The sequence below is a fragment of the Pseudomyxococcus flavus genome, assembly GCF_050038885.1.
In the GTDB taxonomy this organism is placed as follows: Bacteria; Myxococcota; Myxococcia; order Myxococcales; family Myxococcaceae; genus Myxococcus; species Myxococcus flavus.
Map to the genome: position 1 here is coordinate 1672404 of NZ_CP143624.1, position 19422 is coordinate 1691825.

Genomic DNA, 19422 nt, shown 5'->3' on the forward strand with positions numbered 1-19422 from the left:
CACCATGGGCATTGCCAACGAATCCCGGCAAGAAGAACAGAACATGCGCGAGGAGCACCACGGAGCGGGCCGCTACTGGCTCATCTGGGGCCTGCTGCTGGTGCTGACGGTGGTGACGGTCGTCACGGGCCGCATCCACATCCCGACGTGGGGCCTGGTGCTGGCGCTCGTCATCGCCACCACCAAGGGCGCGCTGGTGGCGCTCTACTTCATGCACCTGGCTGACCACCGGGGCGCCAACCGCCTGGTGTTCGCCGTCTCCATCTTCTTCGTGGTGCTGATGCTCGCCGTCCCGCTGGTGGACCTCGGAACCCGCTTCCGCGGCGCCACCCCGCCGGGCTCGACGTACAGCGACATGCAGGCCATCGACATCGGCGCGGGCGCCGAGCAGGGCCGCTACGGCGGCGGGCTCCGCAAGGAAGGGAAGATGGGCGAGGAGTCCGGCGCGACCAAGCAGTAAGGGCTGCGGGGGCGTCCACCGCCCCACTCCACGCCACGCGGCGCCGAGGGACTTCCCCGGCGCCGCGTTGCTTTTGCGGGCTACAGCATCACTTCGAAGTTCAGAGCCAGCGCGGTGTCCGTGGACACCTTGCCCGGGGGCGGCGCGCTGTCGTGCTTCACCAGGAAGCTGGTGCCCAGCGAGAGCTGCTTGGTGAGCCCCACGGACAGCTGCGTCTGGCTGTTGAACAGCATGCGCGACTCGCCGATGACGCTCACCAGCACCTCCACGTCCTCCTTGAAGGTGACGTTCTGCGCCAGGCCGTAGCGGAACACCGCGCCGAAGCGGGGGCCGCCCAGGTCGACGTCCGGCAGGTCCAGCCGCGTGGGGTAGTACTGGAAGCGCGTTTCGTTGGCGTAGCGGAAGGCCGCATCCGTGCGGAGGTAGGACTCGCGGCCCTTCTCCTTCTTCTCGTCCCACCAGAGCACGCCCAGACCGCCTTCGCCGTAGGTGCGCGACTCCACGCTCTTCACGTGGTCCGTCTCCGCGCCCGCCAGCAGGTAGCCGCTGATGACCTCGGTGAAGCGCCGGTCACCGCGCAGCTCCAGGCCCGCGTTGAACGCCACCACCTGCGACTCGGTCTCCGCGCCTTCCACCTCGGGCGGACGGCTGCGGCCATAGGAGCCGTAGGACTTGATGGCGTAGATCCAGTTCTCCGTCGTGCGCTGGGCGCTGGCGAGGCCGCTCACCGTCAGGGTGGAGGCGTTGCCCGTCAGCGAGATGAGGCCCAGGCCGATGGTGACGTCCCACTCCCCCTGCTTCTTGTCCGTGGCGGGACCGGCGGCGGGAGCCGGGGCGGCGGGCTGCGTGGCGACGGCCGCGACGCGCTCGGCGGCCTCGGCGGCGCGGGCACTGGCCTCGGCGGCGCGCTCGGCGGCAACGGCAGCGCGCTCGGCCGCGGCGGCGGCGCGCTCCTCCGCGGTGGCGGGGGCGGACTCGGGTGCGGCGGCCGCGGCGGCCGTCGTGGGAGCCGCGGGCGTGGAAGAAGCAGGCACAGGCGCCTGGGCCTGCAGGGACGTGGCAATCAGGAATGCAGCGGAAAGCATCGGGTCTCCAGGTCAGCGGCGCCGGCGAAAACTCATGTCCGGGTTCGGAAAACCTGTCGTTCCCCCCCGATGCCGACGCAGCCCCCTTCCTGCTCCAAAGGCGTGCCCCGCTTCAATGGCTTCTTGGTCGATTTTGAACGGAGGCCTGCCCTGGTGGGTCCATTCGCACCACCACCTTCACCCATCTTGCGAGAAAATCCGCGCTGGATTGAGGCCCGCCTCTCCCCGTCCCTGCGCATCCCCGACACGCTCATCATTGTGAGAAGGACGGAAGAGCGGACGAGCGGCCACCGCGGGGCTGCTGCGAAGGGACGCCGGCGCGGTTACCCTCCGCCGCCATGCATCTGGTCGTCGCCAACGAGGCACAGAAGGTCGAACGGGACCGCCACACCTATGCCGCCTGGGGCTCGCCCCTCACCGTCGAGCAGTTCCTCCAGCGCGAGCTCCGGCTGCGCGCCCACCCGTGGAGCCAGGCGCACATGCGCACCTGGCTCCTGTGCGACGACTCGGGCCGGGTGCTCACGTCGTGCGAGACGTTCCGCACCGGCAGCGTCCTGCGCGGCGCCGATGGCCAGGAGAGCCCAGGCGACAGCTTCATCATCGCCAGCGTCTTCACCGAGCCCGCGCTGCGCGGCCATGGGTATGCCACGCGGCTGATGGACCTGGTGGCGGCCGAGCTGGAGCGCACCGAGCCCCAGGCCCACGCGGCCGTCCTCTACTCCGATGTGGGCGCGCGCCTCTATGGCCGCTCCGGCTACCAGGAGGCCCCCGCCTGGGACTGGCACCTGCCCGTGCTCAGCAGCCTGGCGACGCGGCAGGTGGACTCGCTGCTCGAGGACGCGGACGTGCCCGCCGCGCTCGAGCGGATGCGGCGGCCCGAGGTGCCCTTCTTCCTGTGGCCCGACGCCCCGCAGGTGGACTGGCACCTGGAGCGGGAGCGCATCTACGCGGAGCTGCTGCGCCGTCCCCGGCCACGGGCCTGCGGCGCGGTGGTGGGCGCGTCCACGGCGCTCTGGGCCATGGTGGCCCGGCTTGGCGAGCTGGTGGTGCTGATGCTGGACGCGCGCTCCGAGGACGACGCCGCCGCGCTGCTGGAGGCCGCCCGGGCCCAGGCCCACAAGGCCGGGCTGGCGAAGGTGGTGCTGTGGGAGGAGCCGGGCACCATGCCGTGGGTGGCGCGGCTCCCCGATGCCAGCCGCGAGGCCCGGGACGGCTCGCTGCCCATGTTGCGTCCCCTGCGAGCGGGCCTGCCCGCCGCCGCCGACATCCACTTCCCTCGCGCGCTGTGGGCATGAGCGGACCCGCGCCCAAGCCCGTGGAGTGCACCCGCTGCGGCGCCTGCTGCGTGGCGCCCGACATCGCCGCGCTGGACAAGCCCCTGGGCCTGCGCTGCCCGCACCTCCAGGCGGACAACCTCTGCGGCGTGTACGAGCAGCGGCCCGCCATCTGCCGCGACTACCAGCCGGACGAAGTGTGCGCCCTCATCGAGGCGCCCACGCTGGAGGAGCGCGTGGAGAAGTACCTGGGCCTCTTCGGGCTCCAGTCCGAGGCCCGGGCCCTGCGCGAGCAGGGCTGCGCCTCCATGCGCATGGCCCGCCGCCTGGCCGCCCTGCCGCGTCCCGGCAGGAGCCAGGGCTAGGCACCGGGCCCGCGGACAACGGCGCTTGTCGTCACCGCGCACGGGCGTTATCCCCCGGCCGTGCGATTCCAGCCCACCCAGCCCTTCGTGCCCGCGCCCGGCCTGACGAACGAGCACGCACAGACCATCTACGCCTCGCTGGTGCGCCCCACCCGCACGCCCGCGCTGCGGCGGGAGCGCCTGGAGCTGCCGGACGGCGACTTCGTGGACCTGGACACCTTCGACGGTCCACCAGGAGCGCCGCACGTGGTGGCGCTGCACGGGCTGGAGGGCTCGTCCCGCGCCGGCTACGTCACCGCCATCCTCCGGGGCGCGCAGACCCGCGGCTGGGGCGCCACCGCGCTCAACTTCCGCTCGTGCAGCGGTGAGCCCAACCGGCTGGCGCGCTCGTACCACTCGGGCGACATCGACGACGCGCTCCGGGTGCTGAACGAGACGCGCGCCCGCGTGACGGGCCCGCTCTTCGCCGTGGGCTTCTCGCTGGGCGCCAACGTGCTGTGCCGGCTGCTGGAGGCGCTGGGCGACGACGCACCGGTGGATGCCGCCGCATCCGTCAGCGCGCCGTATGACTTGGATGCCTGCTGCCGCAAGCTCGACGCGGGAGGCCCCTTCCACCTGCTGTACCGCGAGCGCTTCCTGCGCACGCTGAAGCAGAAGGCCCGCCACAAGCTGCGCCACTTCCCTGGCGCCTTCGACGGCAAGGCCCTGGAGGCGGCGCGCACCATCCGCGCCTTCGACGACGCCGTCACCGCCGTGCTGCATGGCTTCCGCGACGCCGCCCACTACTATGCAGAGTCCTCCGCGGGCCCCTGGCTGCAGGCCATCCGCCGGCCCACGCTGCTGCTGAGCGCGGCCGACGACCCGATGCTGGAAGCGCCCGTCATTCCGCCCGCCGCCGCCGACAACCCCTTCCTGAGCATCGTGCTGACCGAGCGCGGCGGCCACGTGGGCTTCGTCGGTGGCCAGGTGCACCGGCCCCACTTCTGGGCCGAGGCGCAGGTGCTGGCGTTCTTCGACGCCGTGCGCGCCCAGGCCCGCGCGCCCTGAGGCGGCGCGCGTCAGCCGAACGACAGGAGGATGCCGAGCTTCGCCGTGGGCTGGATGTCGATGAAGCTCCAGCCGTGGAAGTCCGCGGGCTCCAGCGCCTCGCGGAACTGCTCGTCCACGCCCTCGATGCCCGGGCTGTAGAGCCGCATGATGCTGACACCGCCCCGGACGAAGAAGGTCAGGCGCCGCGGCGCCTGCCACTCGAAGCCCAGCAGGGCGCTGGCGTAGGAGTAGCCCACGCGCTCGAAGGAGTGGATGGGCATCTGCGTGCGGTCCACGATGCGCCGCTCCAGGCCCTCGCCGTTCGCGGGCCGCGCGTGGCCCGCCTCCAGCGTCAGCGCGGGCGTCAGGCTTCCCTTCCACGGCAGCAACGTGAGCCCCAGCCGCGCGCCGGGACGGACGCCATTGTGCGTGCCGCCGACGTGAAGCCGAACCATGCGCGTGGGACGGAAGGAGAGCGAAAGGCCCGCGCCCTCCGGCGCGCTGGCATCCAGCATGAGCCCGAAGGGGGCCAGCCGCTCCGGGTCCTGGGTCCGGCGCTGGAGGAGCCCCGATGCCAGGGCCGGCTGAGCCGTCAGCATCACCCCGACCGCCGCCAGCGCGGATACCGCCCCCATGTACCGCCTCCCGTGACGCATGCCCGCTCCCGCCCGTCCTCCCACCCCACCGCTCCGAATGGCCCCTCGGGTGAAGCTAGTGCTCACTCGCCACCCTGCATTCGCGTCCGCGCGTCGCCGTGGTTGCCCGCCCGGTCAGCGCGGAGCGGGAACCCGAGTCCCGCGGCTCCGCGCGCCCTGCATCCAAGGCGAGACGGGCTCCGGAAGGCCCCCCCGCCTCACCGGAACCCGCGCCCGTTCCACCGTGCCGGCGCGAACGTGCCGCGCTCCGCCCCCACGAAGCACAGCAGGTCCGCCCGTCACGCCCCCCGTCCCGCGCCCAAGCCACTCGTCGTGCCCGGCCCTGCTGGCGCGAACCCGCCGCGCTCCACCCCCATGAAGCGCGGCAGGTCCGCCCCTCTCCCCCCACCCTGCGCCCTGCCCTGACCACGAGCCGGGTCCTGCCGGCACGTCCGCCGCCGCCCCGCCCCCACGAAGCGCCGTCCTGCACGCGCCGTCCTGCGTCCCCCATCCCACCGAGGCCTGCCTCCCCACTCCAGGCACCACCCCGGTTCCGTCCCCGCCCCTGCAACCCGCGACACGCTCCGGCTCCTCACGCCCGCCAACCGACCCCATCCGCCGGCCCGCGTCGCACCGTGCCCAACGCCATAGCATTCGCCGTGCCGGGACCTCCGAAGGGCAAAGGCCAAGTCAATTCAATATGTTGAGAGCGCAGGGCGCGAAGCGCCGGGTCCGAGGACGGACAGGGGCCGGAAAAAACTACGTCCGCGGCCCGAACGGCCTGTCCCGGAGTCCCGGCCCACTGTCGAAGAGGCGGCGGGACCTCATGACGCGAACCGGTCGCGACCCGCGCGAGGACGGCCGCTCCGGCGTGCCAGGTTCACGGCGCAACAACCGCGGGACTCATGAGCGGCCCGGCCAGGCAGCCCAGGCGATGCGCCAACGAATCGCTTCGCCCGAGCCGCGTCAGGCGCTCAGGCCCGACCCACGGGCGGACGCAGCACGCGGAGCAGGTCCTGCGCGAGCAGGTCATGCACGGCCTGCTTCAGCGCACCGAGCAACTGGTGGAGCGCCTCCGCGGTATCCCCGTGGGCCTCCACCACGCGCTCATGCTGCCCATCGAAGATGCGCAGCCGGCCGGGCACCAGGGCGATGACGGGCTGCGTGGGGTGGCGCTTGCGCAGCAGGCCCAGGAAGAGCGGGTGGTCCTCGTCCGGGCGGCGCAGGTCCACCACCACCAGCGCGGGGGGCCTAGACGCCAGCGCGGCGAAGGCGTCATCCGTGTCCCCCGTCGCGGAGACCGCCAGGCCCGGCGCCTCGAGGATGCGCCGCAGCAGCTCGCGCGAGGGGACATGGGGACTGACGACGAGGACGCGGCGCATCTTGCCCTGGAATCTAGCCCTTCCAGACGACGATGGCGGCCCCCAGGAAGGCGACGCACGAGCCCACCACCCGAGGAAGCGTGGCCGGGCGGCCCTCCACCATCGCATCCCAGACGAGGCTGGTGATGAGCTGCGCGGCCATCAGCAGCAGCGTGCACTGCACGGCGCCCAGGCGGCTCATGGCCCAGGGCATGCCCAGGACGATGACGACACCACACAAGCCCGGCACCAGGTGCCAGGGCGTGAAGCCGCTCAGGCGGCCCTGGCCCGCGGCGGCCTCCGGCCACAGTCCCGGCACCGCGCGCAGGACCAGGAACACCCCGAAGGTGGCCACCGTCGCCACCACCATGTTGACGAGGACCGCGCTCATCAGGCCCCACTGGCCGGCGAAGCGACGGTTGAGACCAGCCTGGGCCACGACCGCCAGGCCGGCCAGCATGGGAACGAGCGAGATGAAGCGCATGTGGCGCGCTGGGTACCGTGAACAGCGCCTACCTGCAAGCCACCCCCCCAGGTCCGCGATGAGGCTGGCGAAACCCAGGATGACCGGATAGTTCCCAACGCGTCGATGCCGTCGCCCACCGAGCTCCACTTCGACTGCGGCACCCTCGTCGCGCCCTCGCTGCCGGAGGACGCGCGCCTGAGAGCCCTGTTCCAGAAGGATGGGCGCACCGGCGTGTACCGCGCGCCGGCGTGGCACTACCGCGAGGTGGTGCTGCGGCTGCGCGAGCTGGGCATCCCCTACGAGGACAAGGCAAAGCGCTTCGCGCCCCTGGAGCTGCCCCTCACCTCGCCCATCGAGCCCTTTCCCCACCAGCAGCAGGCGCTGGACGCCTGGACGCGCGCGGGAGGCCGTGGCCTGGTGGAGCTGCCCACGGGCGCGGGCAAGACGTTGCTGGCGGTGCTGGCCATCGCCCACGTGAAGCGGCCCACGCTCGTGGTGGTGCCCACGCTGGACCTGATGGCGCAGTGGCAGGGCGTGCTCGCGCGCCACTTCTCCGTGCCGGTGGGCCTGCTGGGCGGCGGCGTGAACGACCGGCAGCCGCTGACGGTGACGACGTACGACTCGGCGGCGATGCAGACGGAGTTCCACGGCAACCGCTTCGGCCTGCTGGTGTGCGACGAGTGCCACCACCTGCCGGCGCCCAGCTACCGGTTCATCGCGGAGGGCTCGCTGGCGCCCTACCGGCTGGGCCTCACCGCGACGCTGGAGCGCACCGACGGCGGCGAGCGCGTGTGCGAGGAGCTGCTGGGCCCGCGGGTCCACCACACGGACATCCGCCAGTTGCAGGGGCAGTACCTGGCGCCCTACGAGGTGAAGCGCATCGAAGTCCCCCTGACGCCCGACGAGAAGGCGCGCTACGACGCGGCGCGGGCGCTGTACCTGGGCTTCGTGCGGCGGCTGGGCGTGCCGCTCTCCGCGCCGGACGGCTGGGCGCGCTTCCTGGCGCAGAGCCAGCGCAGCGACGAGGGCCGCGCCGCGTACCGGGCCTACCGCGAGCAGCGGCGCATCGCCCTCACCTCCAGCGCCAAGCAGGAGGTGCTGTGGCGCATGCTGCTGGAGCACCGCGAGGACCGGGTGCTCGTGTTCACCGACGACAACGAGACGGTGTACACGCTGGCGCGGCGGCTGCTGCTCCCCGCGCTCACGCACCACACGCCCGTGCCGGAGCGCAAGGCGCTGCTGGCGGCGTTCGCGTCGGGCGAGCTGCCCGTGCTGCTCACGTCACGGGTGTTGAACGAAGGTGTGGACGTACCCGAGGCTCGCGTGGGCGTGGTGCTCAGCGGCAGCGGCAGCGTGCGCGAGCACGTCCAGCGCCTGGGACGCATCCTGCGCAAGCGCCCGGGGAAGCGCGCCCTGCTGTACGAGGTGTGCTCCGCGCAGACGGCGGAGAGCAGCATCAGCGAGCGGCGGCGCCAGCACGGGGCCTACCAGGAGGGCTCCTGAGATGCTGACGCGCGAGCGGCGCGAACGCCTGCTGCGCCAGCGTGACTCCGCGCTCGGCGCCCACCGGAGGGCCCCCGCGGTGCGGACGCGGCGTCCCCAGGCGCCTCGCTCCACCTTCACCGGAGGCCGCACGCGATGCTGACGCGCGAGCTCCTCAACTTCCGCGTGCGCCAGGGCGTCCTGCGCCCCGCCTTCGTGAAGCGGGACGACGCCGAGCTGCTGGCCTTCGCCCAGGCGCTACTCGCCGAGGTGGCGGCCTCGCGCGGCGGCCAGTGCGACGACGTCGAGGAGTCCCTGGGCCTGAAGGCCGGCGCCTTCAGCAAGCCCAAGGTGGCGCGCGGGCTGGTGAAGCTGGTGCTCGACCGGCTCCTCTTCGATGAACCCGCGCCCGGCGTCACCGAGGCCCGCTGGGAGCGCCTGAAGGCCGCCGGGCAGGTGCTGCGCGCGCTGCCCCCCGGCGCCACCGTGGAGGACTTCGAGGCCCGGCTGTCCCAGGCCCTGCCCGTCCCCCTGGCCGAGGCCCGCGAAGCCCTGTACGCCGACCTGCCCGGTCACCGGCGGTTGATGGGCTGGGATGGCGAGGCGCTCGACGCGCAGGGGCTGGTGGACCGCTACAACCTGGCGCTGGCGCAGGGCCCCCTGCTGTCCGCGCGCAAGCTGCGGCTGCGGGCCCAGGCCCCGGAGCTGCTGCGCGTGCGCAAGGTGCTCCGGTGGCTGAAGTTCTGCCGCCTGGTGGCCGAGGTCTGGCGCGACGGCGACAACTGGGCGCTGGACGTGGAAGGCCCGGGCGCGATGCTGGCCCTCCAGAAGAAATACGGCCTGCAACTGGCGACCTTCCTGTCCGTCGTCCCCGTGCTGGAGCGCTGGGAGCTGACCGCCACCGTGGAGCCGTCCCGGCGGCAGGCCACGCTGATGCTGAGCCACAAGGACCCGCTGCGCTCGCCACTTCCCGCCGCGCTGGGTCACATCCCTCCCGAGGTGGCGGCGCTGGCCGAGGGCTTCGTGGACGACAAGTGGGAGCTGGACCTCACGCCCCTGCCCCGGCACGTGGGCGCCTCCGGGCTGTGCGTGCCGGACCTCACCTTCCGCCACCGCGAGTCCCGGCGCGAGGTGGCGCTGGAGCTGTTCCACGCCTGGCACGCGGCCCCCCTGGCACGCCGGCTCACGGAGCTCCGCTCGCGGCCGGACGCGGGCCTGCTGCTGGGTGTGGACCGTGCGCTGGCGAAGGAGGCCGCGGAGCGGGAACAGCTCGAGGCCCACCCGCAGGTGGTGCTCTTCAACGGCTTTCCCTCGGCGCGAAAGCTGCGCGAGCGCCTGGCCCGGATGGAGCCAGCGGCCCCCGGAAGGGGGCCATGAGTGGCGCGCTCGCGACGGACCTGCGGGCGTCAGCTCCGCGGCTTGAACTGCGCCGCGAGCACGCTGAGGATTCGGATGGACGTCCGGTCGAGCTGCTTGGCCCGGCGCATCAGCCGCCGCAGCTCGGCGGACTCGCCGTAGTCACTGGGCGGCTCGGCGGCCCACTTCACCTCCTGCACGGGCTTGAGGCCCAGCGCCTCGTCCGCGGAGATGGAGAGCACCGTGCACAACCGGCGGAACGTCTGGATGCTCGGCAGCATGTGGCCGCGCTCCAGCCGGCCGTAGACTTCGCTCGCGATGCCAATCCGCTCCGCCACGTCGGCCTGGGTCAGGTTCAGGCGGGTCCGTGCGAGGCGCGCCGCTCCTCCAAGGCGGGATGCGAGGGTCTTTTCCATGGGTCGTTAACCTACCGGGTCCGCACATGTCGATATGACTTGAGAGGTTGGCATCCAAGAACTTCCTGAGTAGTCTTGTAGGTAGGCAACCTCGTGCGTTTGGCCAACCGCACAGGTCTTGATTGACCGGCGCGAAGAACATGCTGACCTTCTTGTTCGTGGATGAAGACCCGCGCTCGCTCGCGGCGCTGCGGCGGCTCGTGAGAGACCTGCCCGGCAGCAAGCGCTTCGCACGGGGCATGGAGGAGGCGCTCATGCTCGTGCGCGAGGAGCCGCCCACGGTGGTGGTGACGGGCGACCTCCTCCCGGATGGGGACGGGCTGGGGCTGCTGCAGCAGGTGCGCGCGCGGCATCCTCGGACGGCCTGCGCGCTGCACGCGGTGATGCCGCCGCTGGCCCGGGACATCACCTGGATGGACCGGGCCGCGCCGCCCAGGGAGGTGCACGCGCTGCTGCGGACGCTGGGCGCCGGATTGGGCATCCACCCAACCCGGGACAGCGGCCAACGCCGATAGGACCTTCTGGGTCGGGACCACTCGGAAGAGCATCCCCGGAACGCCCGCGTTAAGGTGCGCTCCCTCTCGCGCCATGAAGCTCTACGCCATCAGTGACCTGCACCTGCGCCACAACGACAACCGCCTGGCGCTCCAGGCGCTTGCGGCCCACCCGGAGGACTGGCTCATCGTCGCGGGCGACGTGGGCGAGACGCTGGCGGAGATGGAGCTCATGCTGAGCACCCTCACCCAGCGCTTCCGCCAGGTCATCTGGGTGCCCGGCAACCACGAGCTGTGGACGATGCCGTCCGAGCAGCCCCAGCTGAAGGGCGAGGCGCGCTACCAGCGGCTGGTGAGCCTGTGCCGCAGCTACGGCGCCCTCACGCCGGAGGACCCCTACCCCCGCTGGCCCGGCCCCGGCCCCGAGCGCGTCATCGTCCCCATGTTCCTGGGCTACGACTACACGTTCCGCCCGGACCACGTGCCCGCGGACAAGGCGCTGGAGTGGGCCTGGGAGGACGACCTGCTGTGCACCGACGAGGTGCTCCTGCACCCCGAGCCCCACGCGAGCCGCGCCGCCTGGTGCGCCGCGCGCGTCGCGTCCACGCAGGCCCGACTGGACGCGCTACCCGCGGGCTGCGCCACGGTGCTCATCAACCACTACCCGCTGCGCTACGAGCACGTGCGGCTGCCGCGCATCCCCCGCTTCTCCATCTGGTGCGGGACGAAGCACACCGAGGACTGGCACACCCGCTACCGGGCGGAGGTCGTCGTCACCGGGCACCTGCACATGCCCGCGACGCTGTGGCGGGACGGCGTGCGCTTCGAGGAGGTGTCGCTGGGCTATCCCGCGCAGTGGAAGTACCGGGGCGTGCGCGGCCTGGACAGCTGCCTGCGCGTCATCCTTCCCGGCCCCACGCCGTAGACATGCGAAGCCCCGGGCGCCGCTCGAAGCGGAGCACCCGGGGCCTCATCGGCGCGGACCAGGCCCGCGCCGTCACTTCAGACCTGGGAGGCTACAGCTCGTCGTAGGAGCCGATGAGGACGATGTTCTGGAAGCCGCCCTTCGCGCCGTAGACCTCGATGTAGTAGCGGCCCGCCGGCGCGTTCATGATGTTGCACACCTCCGACTGGTGGTTCTCCACGCTGCGGCAGTCGTAGTCGAAGTGCGTCGGGGCCCCGTCGCGCTTGACGTAGAGGTCGGGGTTGCCCTTGCCCTCGCCCGTCTGGATGTAGACGTTGTTCTTCCCGCTGCCCGGCACGAGCTCCGGCACGTCGAGGATGAACACCTGCGAGGAGCCCGGCGCGCCCGAGAGGTTCTCGACCGCGATGCCGCTCTGGATGGGAACGTAGCCGCCCTTCCAGGTCACGGTCAGCGACGCGTTCGTGTACGCGCTGAAGCCGTTCAGCATCACGAACCAGGTGCCGTGCTGCGGCGCGGGGAAGGTGCAGACCTCGTTGTTGCCCGAGCGGTACGGACGGCAGTCGTACGTGGAGGTGGTCGGCGCGTTGCCGTACCGGACGTACATGTCCGCGTCACCCGTGCCACCGGACAGGGTGAAGGTCAGGTCGTAGGCGCCCTCGGGGATGGCAATCTCGTAGTACTTCTTCTCGTTACGGTCGCCCGACACGACGATGGGCTCGTCCTTGACGATGGGGTCCGTCTCCGGAGGCGGAATCGGCACGCTCACGCCGACGGCCTTCCACGCGTTCGACACCGACTCGATGGTGGCGGCGTCGTAGCCCAGCTGCTCCGCGGCCTGCTCCGTGGCCACCTTGGCGGCCTCGAAGTTGGACGACGGGAGGAGGAGGTCCGCGTTGGCCTTGTAGAAGATCTGCGCGGCCTTCTCGATGCCGATGCCCTGGACCTCGATGGTGCTCCTGCCGCGCGGGTGCACGCCGCCCTGCGACAGGAGGTAGAACGCCAGGTTGGAGATACCGGAGCTGAAGTGCACGCCGGTGCCGGTCTGGTAGTTGTGGTAGTGGTCGAGCGACACGCCGTCCAGCGCCGGGTCATGCATGTAGCGCAGGGCGTCGCCCGGGGTGGGCGGGGTCCACACGGTGTCGCCAATCAGCCAGTGCCGCGGCAGGACCTCGTTCGCGCCGTCGCCGTACCACTCGCACACCGCGCCGAAGATGTCGGACATCGACTCGTTCAGGCCGCCGGACTCACCCGAGTAGATGAGGTCCGACTCGTGGTCCGTCACGGCGTGCGTCAGCTCGTGCGCCGTCACGTCCAGCGAGGTGGCCAGGTTGCCCGCGGTCACCCCGTCACCGTCGCCGTACACCATCTGGCCCGCGATGGTGTCCCAGAAGGCGTTCGCGTAGTTGACGCGGTGGTGCACGGTGCTGATGAGCACGCCACCTGCGTTGTCGAGGGAGTCGCGGCCGAACAGCTCCGAGTAGCAGTTGTAAACGGTGCCCAGGTGGTCGTAGTTGGTGTTGACCACGGAGTCCGCCACGGGCGCCTCGCCCTCACTGCGGACGCGCGGCCCCGGAATGGCATCCAGGTTCTGGCCGTCGTGGAGGCGGCGGTTGATGGCCTCCTTGATCTGCGGGATGCGCAGCATGACATCGCCATTGCGCGCGTCGACCAGGACCCAGTCGTGCACCGGCGTCTGGTCCGGCTTCTCGCCGCGCTGGACGACCTTGTACATCAGGCGCAGCTCGTCATCGATGCGCCAGTACACGAGCTCCGGGTTCTTGTCGGTGACCCAGCCCGGCTGCGTCTCACGGTCGGAGTCCACGGAGGACACCGCCACCGCACCGGCGATGGTCGCCTTGAGGTCGGCCTTCAGGTCGCTGCGAACGTTGGTGTTCGCCGCGAAGACCTTGCCGTTGCGGGCGTGCACGCGAAGCTCGCCGCCCAGCACCGCGATGTTGTTGTGACGTACGGCGTAGCGATAGTGGCTGTCGCCCCGCTTGTCCAAGTAGCCCTGCTCGAAGACGAGGTTCTTCGGGTCCAGCCGGAACATCGGCGCCAGGGTGTCGATGACCGGGGCCAGCGCGGACGCGTTGAGCGCCTTGGGACCGGCGGCGGAAATCTCAGGCAGCGGAATCGACAGGTTCGTCAGGAACTGCGCCGCCTGCTGGCGGTCCTTCTGAACGACCTTCGCACCATTCTCCAGAACCGCGGACTTCGTGACATCCGACGACTTTTCAGCCTCCGGAGCAGGGGTGGACTCATTGCAACCCACGACAACGGACAGCGCTGCGATACCGAGCGCGCCACGCACTCTCTTCTGCACCATGTAATCCTCCTAAGCGGAAAGATTAGGAAGCACGATGCCACAGGCCTGACCTGAATTTCAAGGTTGTGCGATTATTTCAGTTATTACCTACTTCTTAGATTTCGAGTTATTTGCCGATATTGCCTACGTTCCGTGAGCCTACGGGGTTCACTTTAAGTGCCATCCCGTATTCGCAGGACGTGTCAGGTCGTCCGCGTCCCGCCCGGTTTTCACGCCGGTGCCGCGACCGCTGCGCGGTTCACCCGGGCCCGTGCCCATGCACGCGAGGGGCTGGAATCGGCGGGGCTGGCCATTACGCTCCCCATCCGGGAGGCAACGATGCGCGCACTGCAACTGCAGCGGCTGGACGGGCCTGAGGGGCTCCAACTGGTGGACCTGCCGGAGCCCGAGGCGGGGGACTCGGTCCTCATCGATGTGGTGGCAGCCGGGGTGAGCTTTCCGGACCTGCTGCTCACCCGGGGGCAGTACCAGTTGAAGCCGGCACTTCCGTTCATCCCGGGCGTGGAGGTGGCCGGGGTGGTGCGGCAGGCGCCCGCGGGCGCGGCCGTGAAGCCCGGGCAGCGGGTGATGGCCTTCAGCTTCGGGCTGGGCGGCTTCGCCGAGGTCGCAGCCATTCCACCGGAGATGGTGTTCCCCATCCCCACCCACTGGAGCTTCGAGGCAGCCGCGGGCGTGGTGATGAACTACCACACCGCCCACTTCGCGCTGCACCGGCGAGGCCGGCTGAAGGCGGAGGAGATTGTCGTGGTCCACGGCGCCGCGGGCGGCGTGGGCACGGCGGCGGTGCAGGTGGCGCGCGGCGCGCAGGCCCGGGTCATCGCCGTGGTGAGCGACGCGCGCAAGGCCGAGGTCGCGAGGCAGGCCGGCGCGCACGAGGTGCTGCTGTCCACCGAGGATTGGGTCGCGCAGGTCCGGGAGAAGACGGGCGGCCTGGGCGCCAACGTGGTGGTCGACCCGGTGGGCGGCGACATCTTCGACAAGAGCCTCAAGTGCCTGGCGCCCGAAGGGCGGCTGCTGGTGGTGGGCTTCACAAGCGGACGCATCCCCGAGGTCCAGGTGAATCGCCTGCTGCTGCGCAACATCGACGTGGTGGGCGTGGCGTGGGGCGGGTTCCTCCTCCACGAGCCGTCCCTGACGCCCACCATCGCCAAGGACCTGGAGGCCATGGCGGAGCGCGGGGTGCTCGCGCCCATCGTGGGGCCGGTGTTCCCACTGGAACAGGGCGCGCAGGCCCTGCGTGAGCTGGAGGCAAGGCGCGCGACGGGCAAGGTGGTGCTGCGCATGCGCGAAGGCTGAGCCGCGCGCGGCCCTGGGCCGTGCGAGATGGACTGACAGCTGGCTCGGCGCGCGACGGGTGCAGAGGTCCTGCGCACGAGGCCAGGCTGAGCCGCGCCTGAAGCGGCCCCACTCGAGCAGGGCCGGGGGCTGGCTCGGCGCGCGGCGGCCGCGGTGATGCCGCGCACGAGCGCTGGCTGAGCCCCGCCTGAAGCAAGGCGGTGCGAGCTGGGGCCCGACGCAGCTTCGATGTGCGCTGATTGACCGCCGGGCATGCGGCCGGCCGTGTGTGACCGAGCCCGGCGCTGCCACCGCCGCGGCAGGCGCCCCACCTTGTTGCAGGAGGTGACGGCACCATGGCGGATGACCCCTTGGAGCGGCAGCACCAGCGCGAGCGGGAAGAGGAACGCAGGCGGCTGCGCGAGGAAGAGACGAAGGACCTGGAGGTGGAGTCCCACCGGGGACCACGCCCCCTGGAGGGCTACGCGGGGGGCCACACCACGTGGACCGGACAGCAGGACGATGACTCCGCCCGCCGCGTCCACGCGAGGGATGCCGACGCCTCCTGGGAAGCCAGCGAGCGGCAGGCCCGGCTGGAACCGGAGCCCGAGGCCGACACACCCGACACGGAGGACGCCCAGCCCCGTCGCGACACACGGGGACCTGAGACGCGGCGCGGGTAACTCGCCGTCCGAGCCTCGTCGGGAGGGCGCGCCCTCCCCGACACCTGGGCCACGCCGCACTTGCCCGCCCCGGGTTCCTCCGGGCACGCGTCCCCCGGAATGGACGGCTCGCGCGGAAAGAGGCCCGAGGGCCCGTTTCAGCGCAGCTCGGGCACCTCGCGCTCCAGCGTCTCCGCGGCGCGCGCGTCCTTGGGGACGCCGAAGCGCTGGCGCGAGCACGCCAGCAACTGCCCGGCATAGACGGTGTCCTCCAGCGCCTCCTGGTAACGCCCCGCCTGCGCGAGCGTGCGCGCCCGCTCGTCCACCAGCCGGGCCAGGATGCGCGCCTGCTCCGCGTGTGAGAACAGGCGGACCACGGAGCGCGCGTCGAAGCACACCAGCGTATCGAACTCCATGCTCAGCGTGGCCGTACAGGCCTCGCGGATCTGCTGCAGACTCGCGTCCAGGGAGGCCTCCGCCCGGGCCCGGGCGAGGTCCGGAGCCAGGCGGCCAAGCTCACGCACGGCATTCAGGGTGAAGGCGTAACGCAGGACGGGCATGCGGATGAGGACTACACCCCAGCCACGCGGTTTCATCCAGTCACCCGGTGTGCCCAGCCCCCTCCCCGGGCCTGTCGCGCGAGAACGTCACTGGCCGGGATGAAACCCCGCCGACTACAGTTTCACGTCGCGCGCCGGCCACCCCCACCAAGGACGACGAGAGCATGAAGGACCTGGACGCCATCCTCCGCGCACGCACGCGCACCCAGGGCCCCCTGGTCCTCGCCACCGTGGTCGCCGTCGCGGGCTCGGCGTACCGGCGCCCCGGCGCGCGGATGTTGATGGGTGAGGACGGGTGGCTGGCGGGCGGCATCAGCGGCGGCTGCCTGGAGGCCGACATCGTCCGCAAGGCCTTCTTCTGGACGGCGCAGGGCCCTCGCCTGCTGCGCTACGACTCCACCAGCGACAGCGCGGAGGACGAAGGCGCCTTCTCCTTCGCGCTGGGCTGCAACGGCGTGGTGGACGTGCTGCTGGAGCGCTGCGAGGCCGGCGCGGAGGAGGCGCTCACCTTCGCCGCCCAGGCCCGCGAGGCGGGACGCCGGGCCGTGGTGGCCACGGTGTACCGGGGGCCCTCGAACACCGTGGGTTCGCGCCTGCTGCTCCGCGACGACGGCACCGAGGCGGGCAGCCTCTCCGGCGCGCTGCGAGACGCCGTGCGCGAAGCGGCGCGCGAGGCCCTGGACGCGGGACGCACCTGGAGCGGCCCCTGCGGCGGCGCGGACGTGCTGGTGGAGGTGGTGGACCCGCCCCACCCGCTGGTGCTCTTCGGCAGCGGCTTCGACGTCGTCCCCGTGGTGAACCAGGCCGCGAGCCTGGGCTGGCATGTCACCGTGGTGGCGGACCGGACCGCGCAGAGCCTGCGAAATCGCTTCCCCCGCGCGCACGCGGTGGTGCCGGCGAAGGCCCCCGACGCCCCGAACGCGGTGCCGCTGTCGCCGCGCACGCTGGCGGTGCTGATGACCCACAGCCTGCCGCAGGACCGCGAGCTGCTGGCGCGGCTGCTCCCGCGTCCGCTGCGCTACCTGGGCGTGCTGGGGCCCCGCTCGCGCACGGACCGGCTGCTGGCGGAGCTGCCCACGGCGCCCACCCCGGCGCAGCTGGAGAAGCTGCACGCGCCCGTGGGCCTCGACCTGGGAGCGGAGGGCGCGGAGGAAATCGCCCTGGCCATCATCGCGGAGCTGCAAGCCGTGGTAGCGGGCCGCGAGGGCGGCAAGCTCCGAGAGCGCCGTGCCCCCATCCACACCGCGGCCCCACCGCCGGTGCGGAGGCTCGCGTGAGGGTGGGCGTGGTGCTGCTCGCCGCGGGAGGCTCCTCGCGGCTGGGGCACCCCAAGCAGCTCGTCCGATACCAGGGACAAACGCTGGTGCGGCGCGCCGCCGAGGCCGCCGCAGCCGTGCGGTGTGGCCCGGTGGTGGTGGTGCTCGGTGCCGCGCACGACGCGGTGGCCGCGGAGCTGACCGGCCTGTCCGTGCGCACGGTGCACCATGCGGGCTGGGCCGAGGGGCCCGGCGGCTCGCTGCGCGCGGGGCTGCGTGCGCTCACCGGCGGGGACGCGGCGCCGCTGGAGGCCGTGCTGGTGATGCTCTGCGACCAGCTTCGCGTGGACGCCGCGCACCTGCGTGCCCTGCTCACCGCCTTCGAGCGCACGCGCGCGCCCGTGGTGGCCTCCGCCTACGACGGCACCCGGGGCGTCCCCGCCCTCTTCGCTCGCGACGTCTTCCCGGAGCTGGAAGCGCTGAGCCCCGCGCAGGGCGCGCGCGGTGTGATTGCACGTGAGCCCTCGCGCGTGGCGGAGGTGGCGCTGCCTGGCGGTGGCGACGACGTGGACACGCCCGAGGATGTCGCGCGGCTGACGTGAGCCACGGCTCGCGCCGCGTCCGTCACCTCGCCGATACGCGCATCGGCCCCGGGGAGGGGGGCCTGGTACGGCAGTGCGTGTTGCCAGCGCCGCGCACCGTTCCCCACCTTCTCCAGCACGACGACATTCAGCGGAAGGGGTCTCCATGTCCAAGTTCAGGTTCCCTGCGGTGCTGGCCGCCTCGGCGGTGCTGAGTTTCTCGGTGGGCTGCGCCAGGAAGGCCAAGACGTCACAGGAGGGCATGCCCCCCACGGCGCAGCAGATGCCCCAGGACCAGGAGGGCCTGCCGCCCAACGCCCAGGCCGAGATGAAGCGGGACTGCCCCATGGAGGTGCCCGGTGCGATGGCGCGCGCGGAGGACATCCCGGAAGGCGTGGCCCTCATCATCGTCACGCCTGAGACGGACAAGGTGGCGGACCTCCAGCAGCGCAGCCGCCGGATGATGCAGTTCCAGCAGGAGCACGGCACGGGCGGCAGCGGCATGGCGCAGCCCCCGGGCGTGGACTACGACGAGATGGGCGGACGCGAGGAGCCTGGCTCGGCGGGTGCGCCGTCCGTGCCGTCCGTCGCCAGCGTGCACGACTCCCCGCAGGGCGTCGTCATCGTCTACACCGCCGTCGACCCGGCCCGGCAGGGGAAGCTGAGCTCCGAAATCCACCGGAACGCCCAGTACCTGGACACGGGCAAGTGCCCGGGCATGGCGGCGGATTGAGCCCCACCGCCGCGCCTCACGCCAGCGGCGGCAGGTGCGTCAACAGCCGCTGCAGGTCCGGCTGCAGCTCGTCCGGCGCGGCGCTGGCAAGCACGTCCTCGGGATGGGTGCCCCACGTCACGGCGTAGGTCTTCAGCCCCGCGGCCTGGCCCGCGCGCACGTCCAACGCGGTGTCCCCCACCATCCACAACCCGCCCGTCCCCAGCGCCGCCAGCGCGTGGTGGATGACGTCGGGCGCGGGCTTGTGCGGAAAGCCATCCGTGCCCTGCACGTGGTGCAGCAGCGGGCCCAGCCCCATGGCGTCCACGAAGCGGCGGGCCATGTCGGGGCGCTTGGTGGTGGCCACCGCGAGCAGGTAGCCCCGCTCGCGCAGCGTCCGCAGCACTTCCAGCACGCCGGCATAGGGCCGCGAGCGCCGGTGGAAGTGGAGCGGATAGTGCTCACGGTAGGCCGCGCACAGCGCGGGCACATGGTCCGGCGCGAACTGGCTGTACATCCAGTCGAGCGGGTGGCCGATGAGCGCGCGAACCTGCTCGTAGGTGGGCGCCGGAAGGCCGTGCCGCGAGAAGGCGTGCAGGAAGCTGTCGATGATGTCCGGCAGCGAGTCCACCAGCGTGCCGTCGAGGTCGAAGAGGATGCCGCGAGAAGGAGAAGCGCTCACGGGCCTTCCATATCCCCTCC

General features: G+C 71.9%; 21 protein-coding genes. 13 read left to right on the forward strand and 8 right to left on the reverse strand.

Annotated elements, in window-relative coordinates; translation table 11 throughout:
* The first annotated feature begins 4 nt into the window (after positions 1-4).
* Positions 5-460, forward strand: a complete 456-nt coding sequence (locus tag VZL07_RS06935) for a cytochrome C oxidase subunit IV family protein (protein WP_426754557.1) — start codon at positions 5-7, stop codon at positions 458-460.
* 80 nt (positions 461-540) lie between these two features.
* On the opposite strand, the gene VZL07_RS06940 is transcribed toward VZL07_RS06935, so the two are convergent.
* Positions 541-1545, reverse strand: a complete 1005-nt coding sequence (locus VZL07_RS06940) for a DUF481 domain-containing protein (RefSeq protein ID WP_426754558.1) — start codon at positions 1543-1545, stop codon at positions 541-543.
* A 338-nt stretch (positions 1546-1883) separates the two neighbouring features.
* On the opposite strand from VZL07_RS06940, the gene VZL07_RS06945 reads away from it, so the two are divergent.
* The 3 genes from VZL07_RS06945 to VZL07_RS06955 are packed head-to-tail and all read left to right on the forward strand — an operon-like array spanning position 1884 to position 4231.
* A complete protein-coding gene (locus VZL07_RS06945) occupies positions 1884-2840 on the forward strand; it encodes a GNAT family N-acetyltransferase (RefSeq protein ID WP_426754559.1) in 957 nt (318 codons plus the stop codon).
* Positions 2837-3184, forward strand: a complete 348-nt coding sequence (locus tag VZL07_RS06950; RefSeq protein WP_426754560.1) for a YkgJ family cysteine cluster protein — start codon at positions 2837-2839, stop codon at positions 3182-3184. The genes VZL07_RS06945 and VZL07_RS06950 overlap by 4 nt, the downstream gene beginning before the upstream one ends.
* A 60-nt stretch (positions 3185-3244) precedes the next feature.
* Positions 3245-4231 carry a hydrolase gene (locus tag VZL07_RS06955; protein ID WP_426754561.1) on the forward strand — a complete coding sequence of 329 codons (987 nt, stop codon included), beginning with the start codon at positions 3245-3247 and terminating at the stop codon, positions 4229-4231.
* A gap of 11 nt (positions 4232-4242) precedes the next feature.
* On the opposite strand, the gene VZL07_RS06960 is transcribed toward VZL07_RS06955, so the two are convergent.
* The 3 genes from VZL07_RS06960 to VZL07_RS06970 form a co-directional block, all read right to left on the reverse strand.
* Positions 4243-4848, reverse strand: coding sequence for a hypothetical protein (locus VZL07_RS06960; RefSeq protein ID WP_426754562.1), 606 nt, complete (start codon positions 4846-4848; stop codon positions 4243-4245).
* A gap of 974 nt (positions 4849-5822) precedes the next feature.
* Positions 5823-6230 (reverse strand): response regulator, encoded by a 408-nt coding sequence (locus VZL07_RS06965; protein ID WP_426754563.1) that lies wholly within the window; start codon positions 6228-6230, stop codon positions 5823-5825.
* A 13-nt stretch (positions 6231-6243) separates the two neighbouring features.
* Positions 6244-6693 carry a DMT family transporter gene (locus VZL07_RS06970; protein ID WP_426754564.1) on the reverse strand — a complete coding sequence of 150 codons (450 nt, stop codon included), beginning with the start codon at positions 6691-6693 and terminating at the stop codon, positions 6244-6246.
* A 105-nt stretch (positions 6694-6798) separates the two neighbouring features.
* Here VZL07_RS06970 and VZL07_RS06975 point away from each other — a divergent pair, with 105 nt between their 5' ends.
* Both VZL07_RS06975 and VZL07_RS06980 read left to right on the forward strand, forming a co-directional pair.
* Positions 6799-8178: a DEAD/DEAH box helicase family protein gene (locus VZL07_RS06975; protein ID WP_426754565.1), complete on the forward strand. Its 1380-nt coding sequence runs from the start codon at positions 6799-6801 to the stop codon at positions 8176-8178.
* A 135-nt stretch (positions 8179-8313) separates the two neighbouring features.
* On the forward strand, positions 8314-9534 hold the full coding sequence (locus VZL07_RS06980; RefSeq protein ID WP_426754566.1) for a DUF790 family protein: 1221 nt from the start codon (positions 8314-8316) through the stop codon (positions 9532-9534).
* A 29-nt stretch (positions 9535-9563) separates the two neighbouring features.
* Here VZL07_RS06980 and VZL07_RS06985 read toward each other — a convergent pair whose 3' ends face one another.
* The gene (locus VZL07_RS06985; protein ID WP_426754567.1) at positions 9564-9929 is read right to left on the reverse strand and encodes a helix-turn-helix transcriptional regulator; all 366 of its coding nucleotides are present in this window, start codon (positions 9927-9929) and stop codon (positions 9564-9566) included.
* A 140-nt stretch (positions 9930-10069) separates the two neighbouring features.
* On the opposite strand from VZL07_RS06985, the gene VZL07_RS06990 reads away from it, so the two are divergent.
* Both VZL07_RS06990 and VZL07_RS06995 read left to right on the forward strand, forming a co-directional pair.
* On the forward strand, positions 10070-10444 hold the full coding sequence (locus tag VZL07_RS06990) for a response regulator (RefSeq protein WP_426754568.1): 375 nt from the start codon (positions 10070-10072) through the stop codon (positions 10442-10444).
* A gap of 73 nt (positions 10445-10517) precedes the next feature.
* Entirely contained in the window at positions 10518-11348 is an 831-nt protein-coding gene (locus VZL07_RS06995; protein WP_426754569.1) for a metallophosphoesterase family protein, read from the forward strand.
* A 91-nt stretch (positions 11349-11439) separates the two neighbouring features.
* Here the strand turns inward: VZL07_RS06995 and VZL07_RS07000 are convergent, their stop codons facing one another.
* Positions 11440-13674 (reverse strand): M4 family metallopeptidase, encoded by a 2235-nt coding sequence (locus VZL07_RS07000; protein ID WP_426754570.1) that lies wholly within the window; start codon positions 13672-13674, stop codon positions 11440-11442.
* 318 nt (positions 13675-13992) lie between these two features.
* Between VZL07_RS07000 and VZL07_RS07005 the strand changes: the two genes are divergently transcribed.
* Entirely contained in the window at positions 13993-14970 is a 978-nt protein-coding gene (locus VZL07_RS07005) for an NADPH:quinone oxidoreductase family protein (protein ID WP_426754571.1), read from the forward strand.
* 335 nt (positions 14971-15305) lie between these two features.
* Complete coding sequence (locus VZL07_RS07010) at positions 15306-15632, forward strand: hypothetical protein (RefSeq protein ID WP_426754572.1); 327 nt, start codon at positions 15306-15308, stop codon at positions 15630-15632.
* 137 nt (positions 15633-15769) lie between these two features.
* Here VZL07_RS07010 and VZL07_RS07015 read toward each other — a convergent pair whose 3' ends face one another.
* Positions 15770-16171 (reverse strand): hypothetical protein, encoded by a 402-nt coding sequence (locus VZL07_RS07015; protein ID WP_426754573.1) that lies wholly within the window; start codon positions 16169-16171, stop codon positions 15770-15772.
* Between the two features lie 164 nt (positions 16172-16335).
* On the opposite strand from VZL07_RS07015, the gene VZL07_RS07020 reads away from it, so the two are divergent.
* The 3 genes from VZL07_RS07020 to VZL07_RS07030 all read left to right on the forward strand — a co-directional run bounded on the left by VZL07_RS07020 (position 16336) and on the right by VZL07_RS07030 (position 18741).
* A complete protein-coding gene (locus tag VZL07_RS07020) occupies positions 16336-17448 on the forward strand; it encodes an XdhC family protein (RefSeq protein ID WP_426754574.1) in 1113 nt (370 codons plus the stop codon).
* Positions 17445-18029, forward strand: coding sequence for a nucleotidyltransferase family protein (locus tag VZL07_RS07025; protein WP_426754575.1), 585 nt, complete (start codon positions 17445-17447; stop codon positions 18027-18029). The genes VZL07_RS07020 and VZL07_RS07025 overlap by 4 nt, the downstream gene beginning before the upstream one ends.
* Before the next feature lie 145 nt (positions 18030-18174).
* The gene (locus VZL07_RS07030) at positions 18175-18741 is read left to right on the forward strand and encodes a hypothetical protein (RefSeq protein ID WP_426754576.1); all 567 of its coding nucleotides are present in this window, start codon (positions 18175-18177) and stop codon (positions 18739-18741) included.
* 16 nt (positions 18742-18757) lie between these two features.
* Here VZL07_RS07030 and VZL07_RS07035 read toward each other — a convergent pair whose 3' ends face one another.
* Positions 18758-19402: an HAD family hydrolase gene (locus VZL07_RS07035; RefSeq protein ID WP_426754577.1), complete on the reverse strand. Its 645-nt coding sequence runs from the start codon at positions 19400-19402 to the stop codon at positions 18758-18760.
* Positions 19403-19422 lie beyond the last annotated feature (20 nt).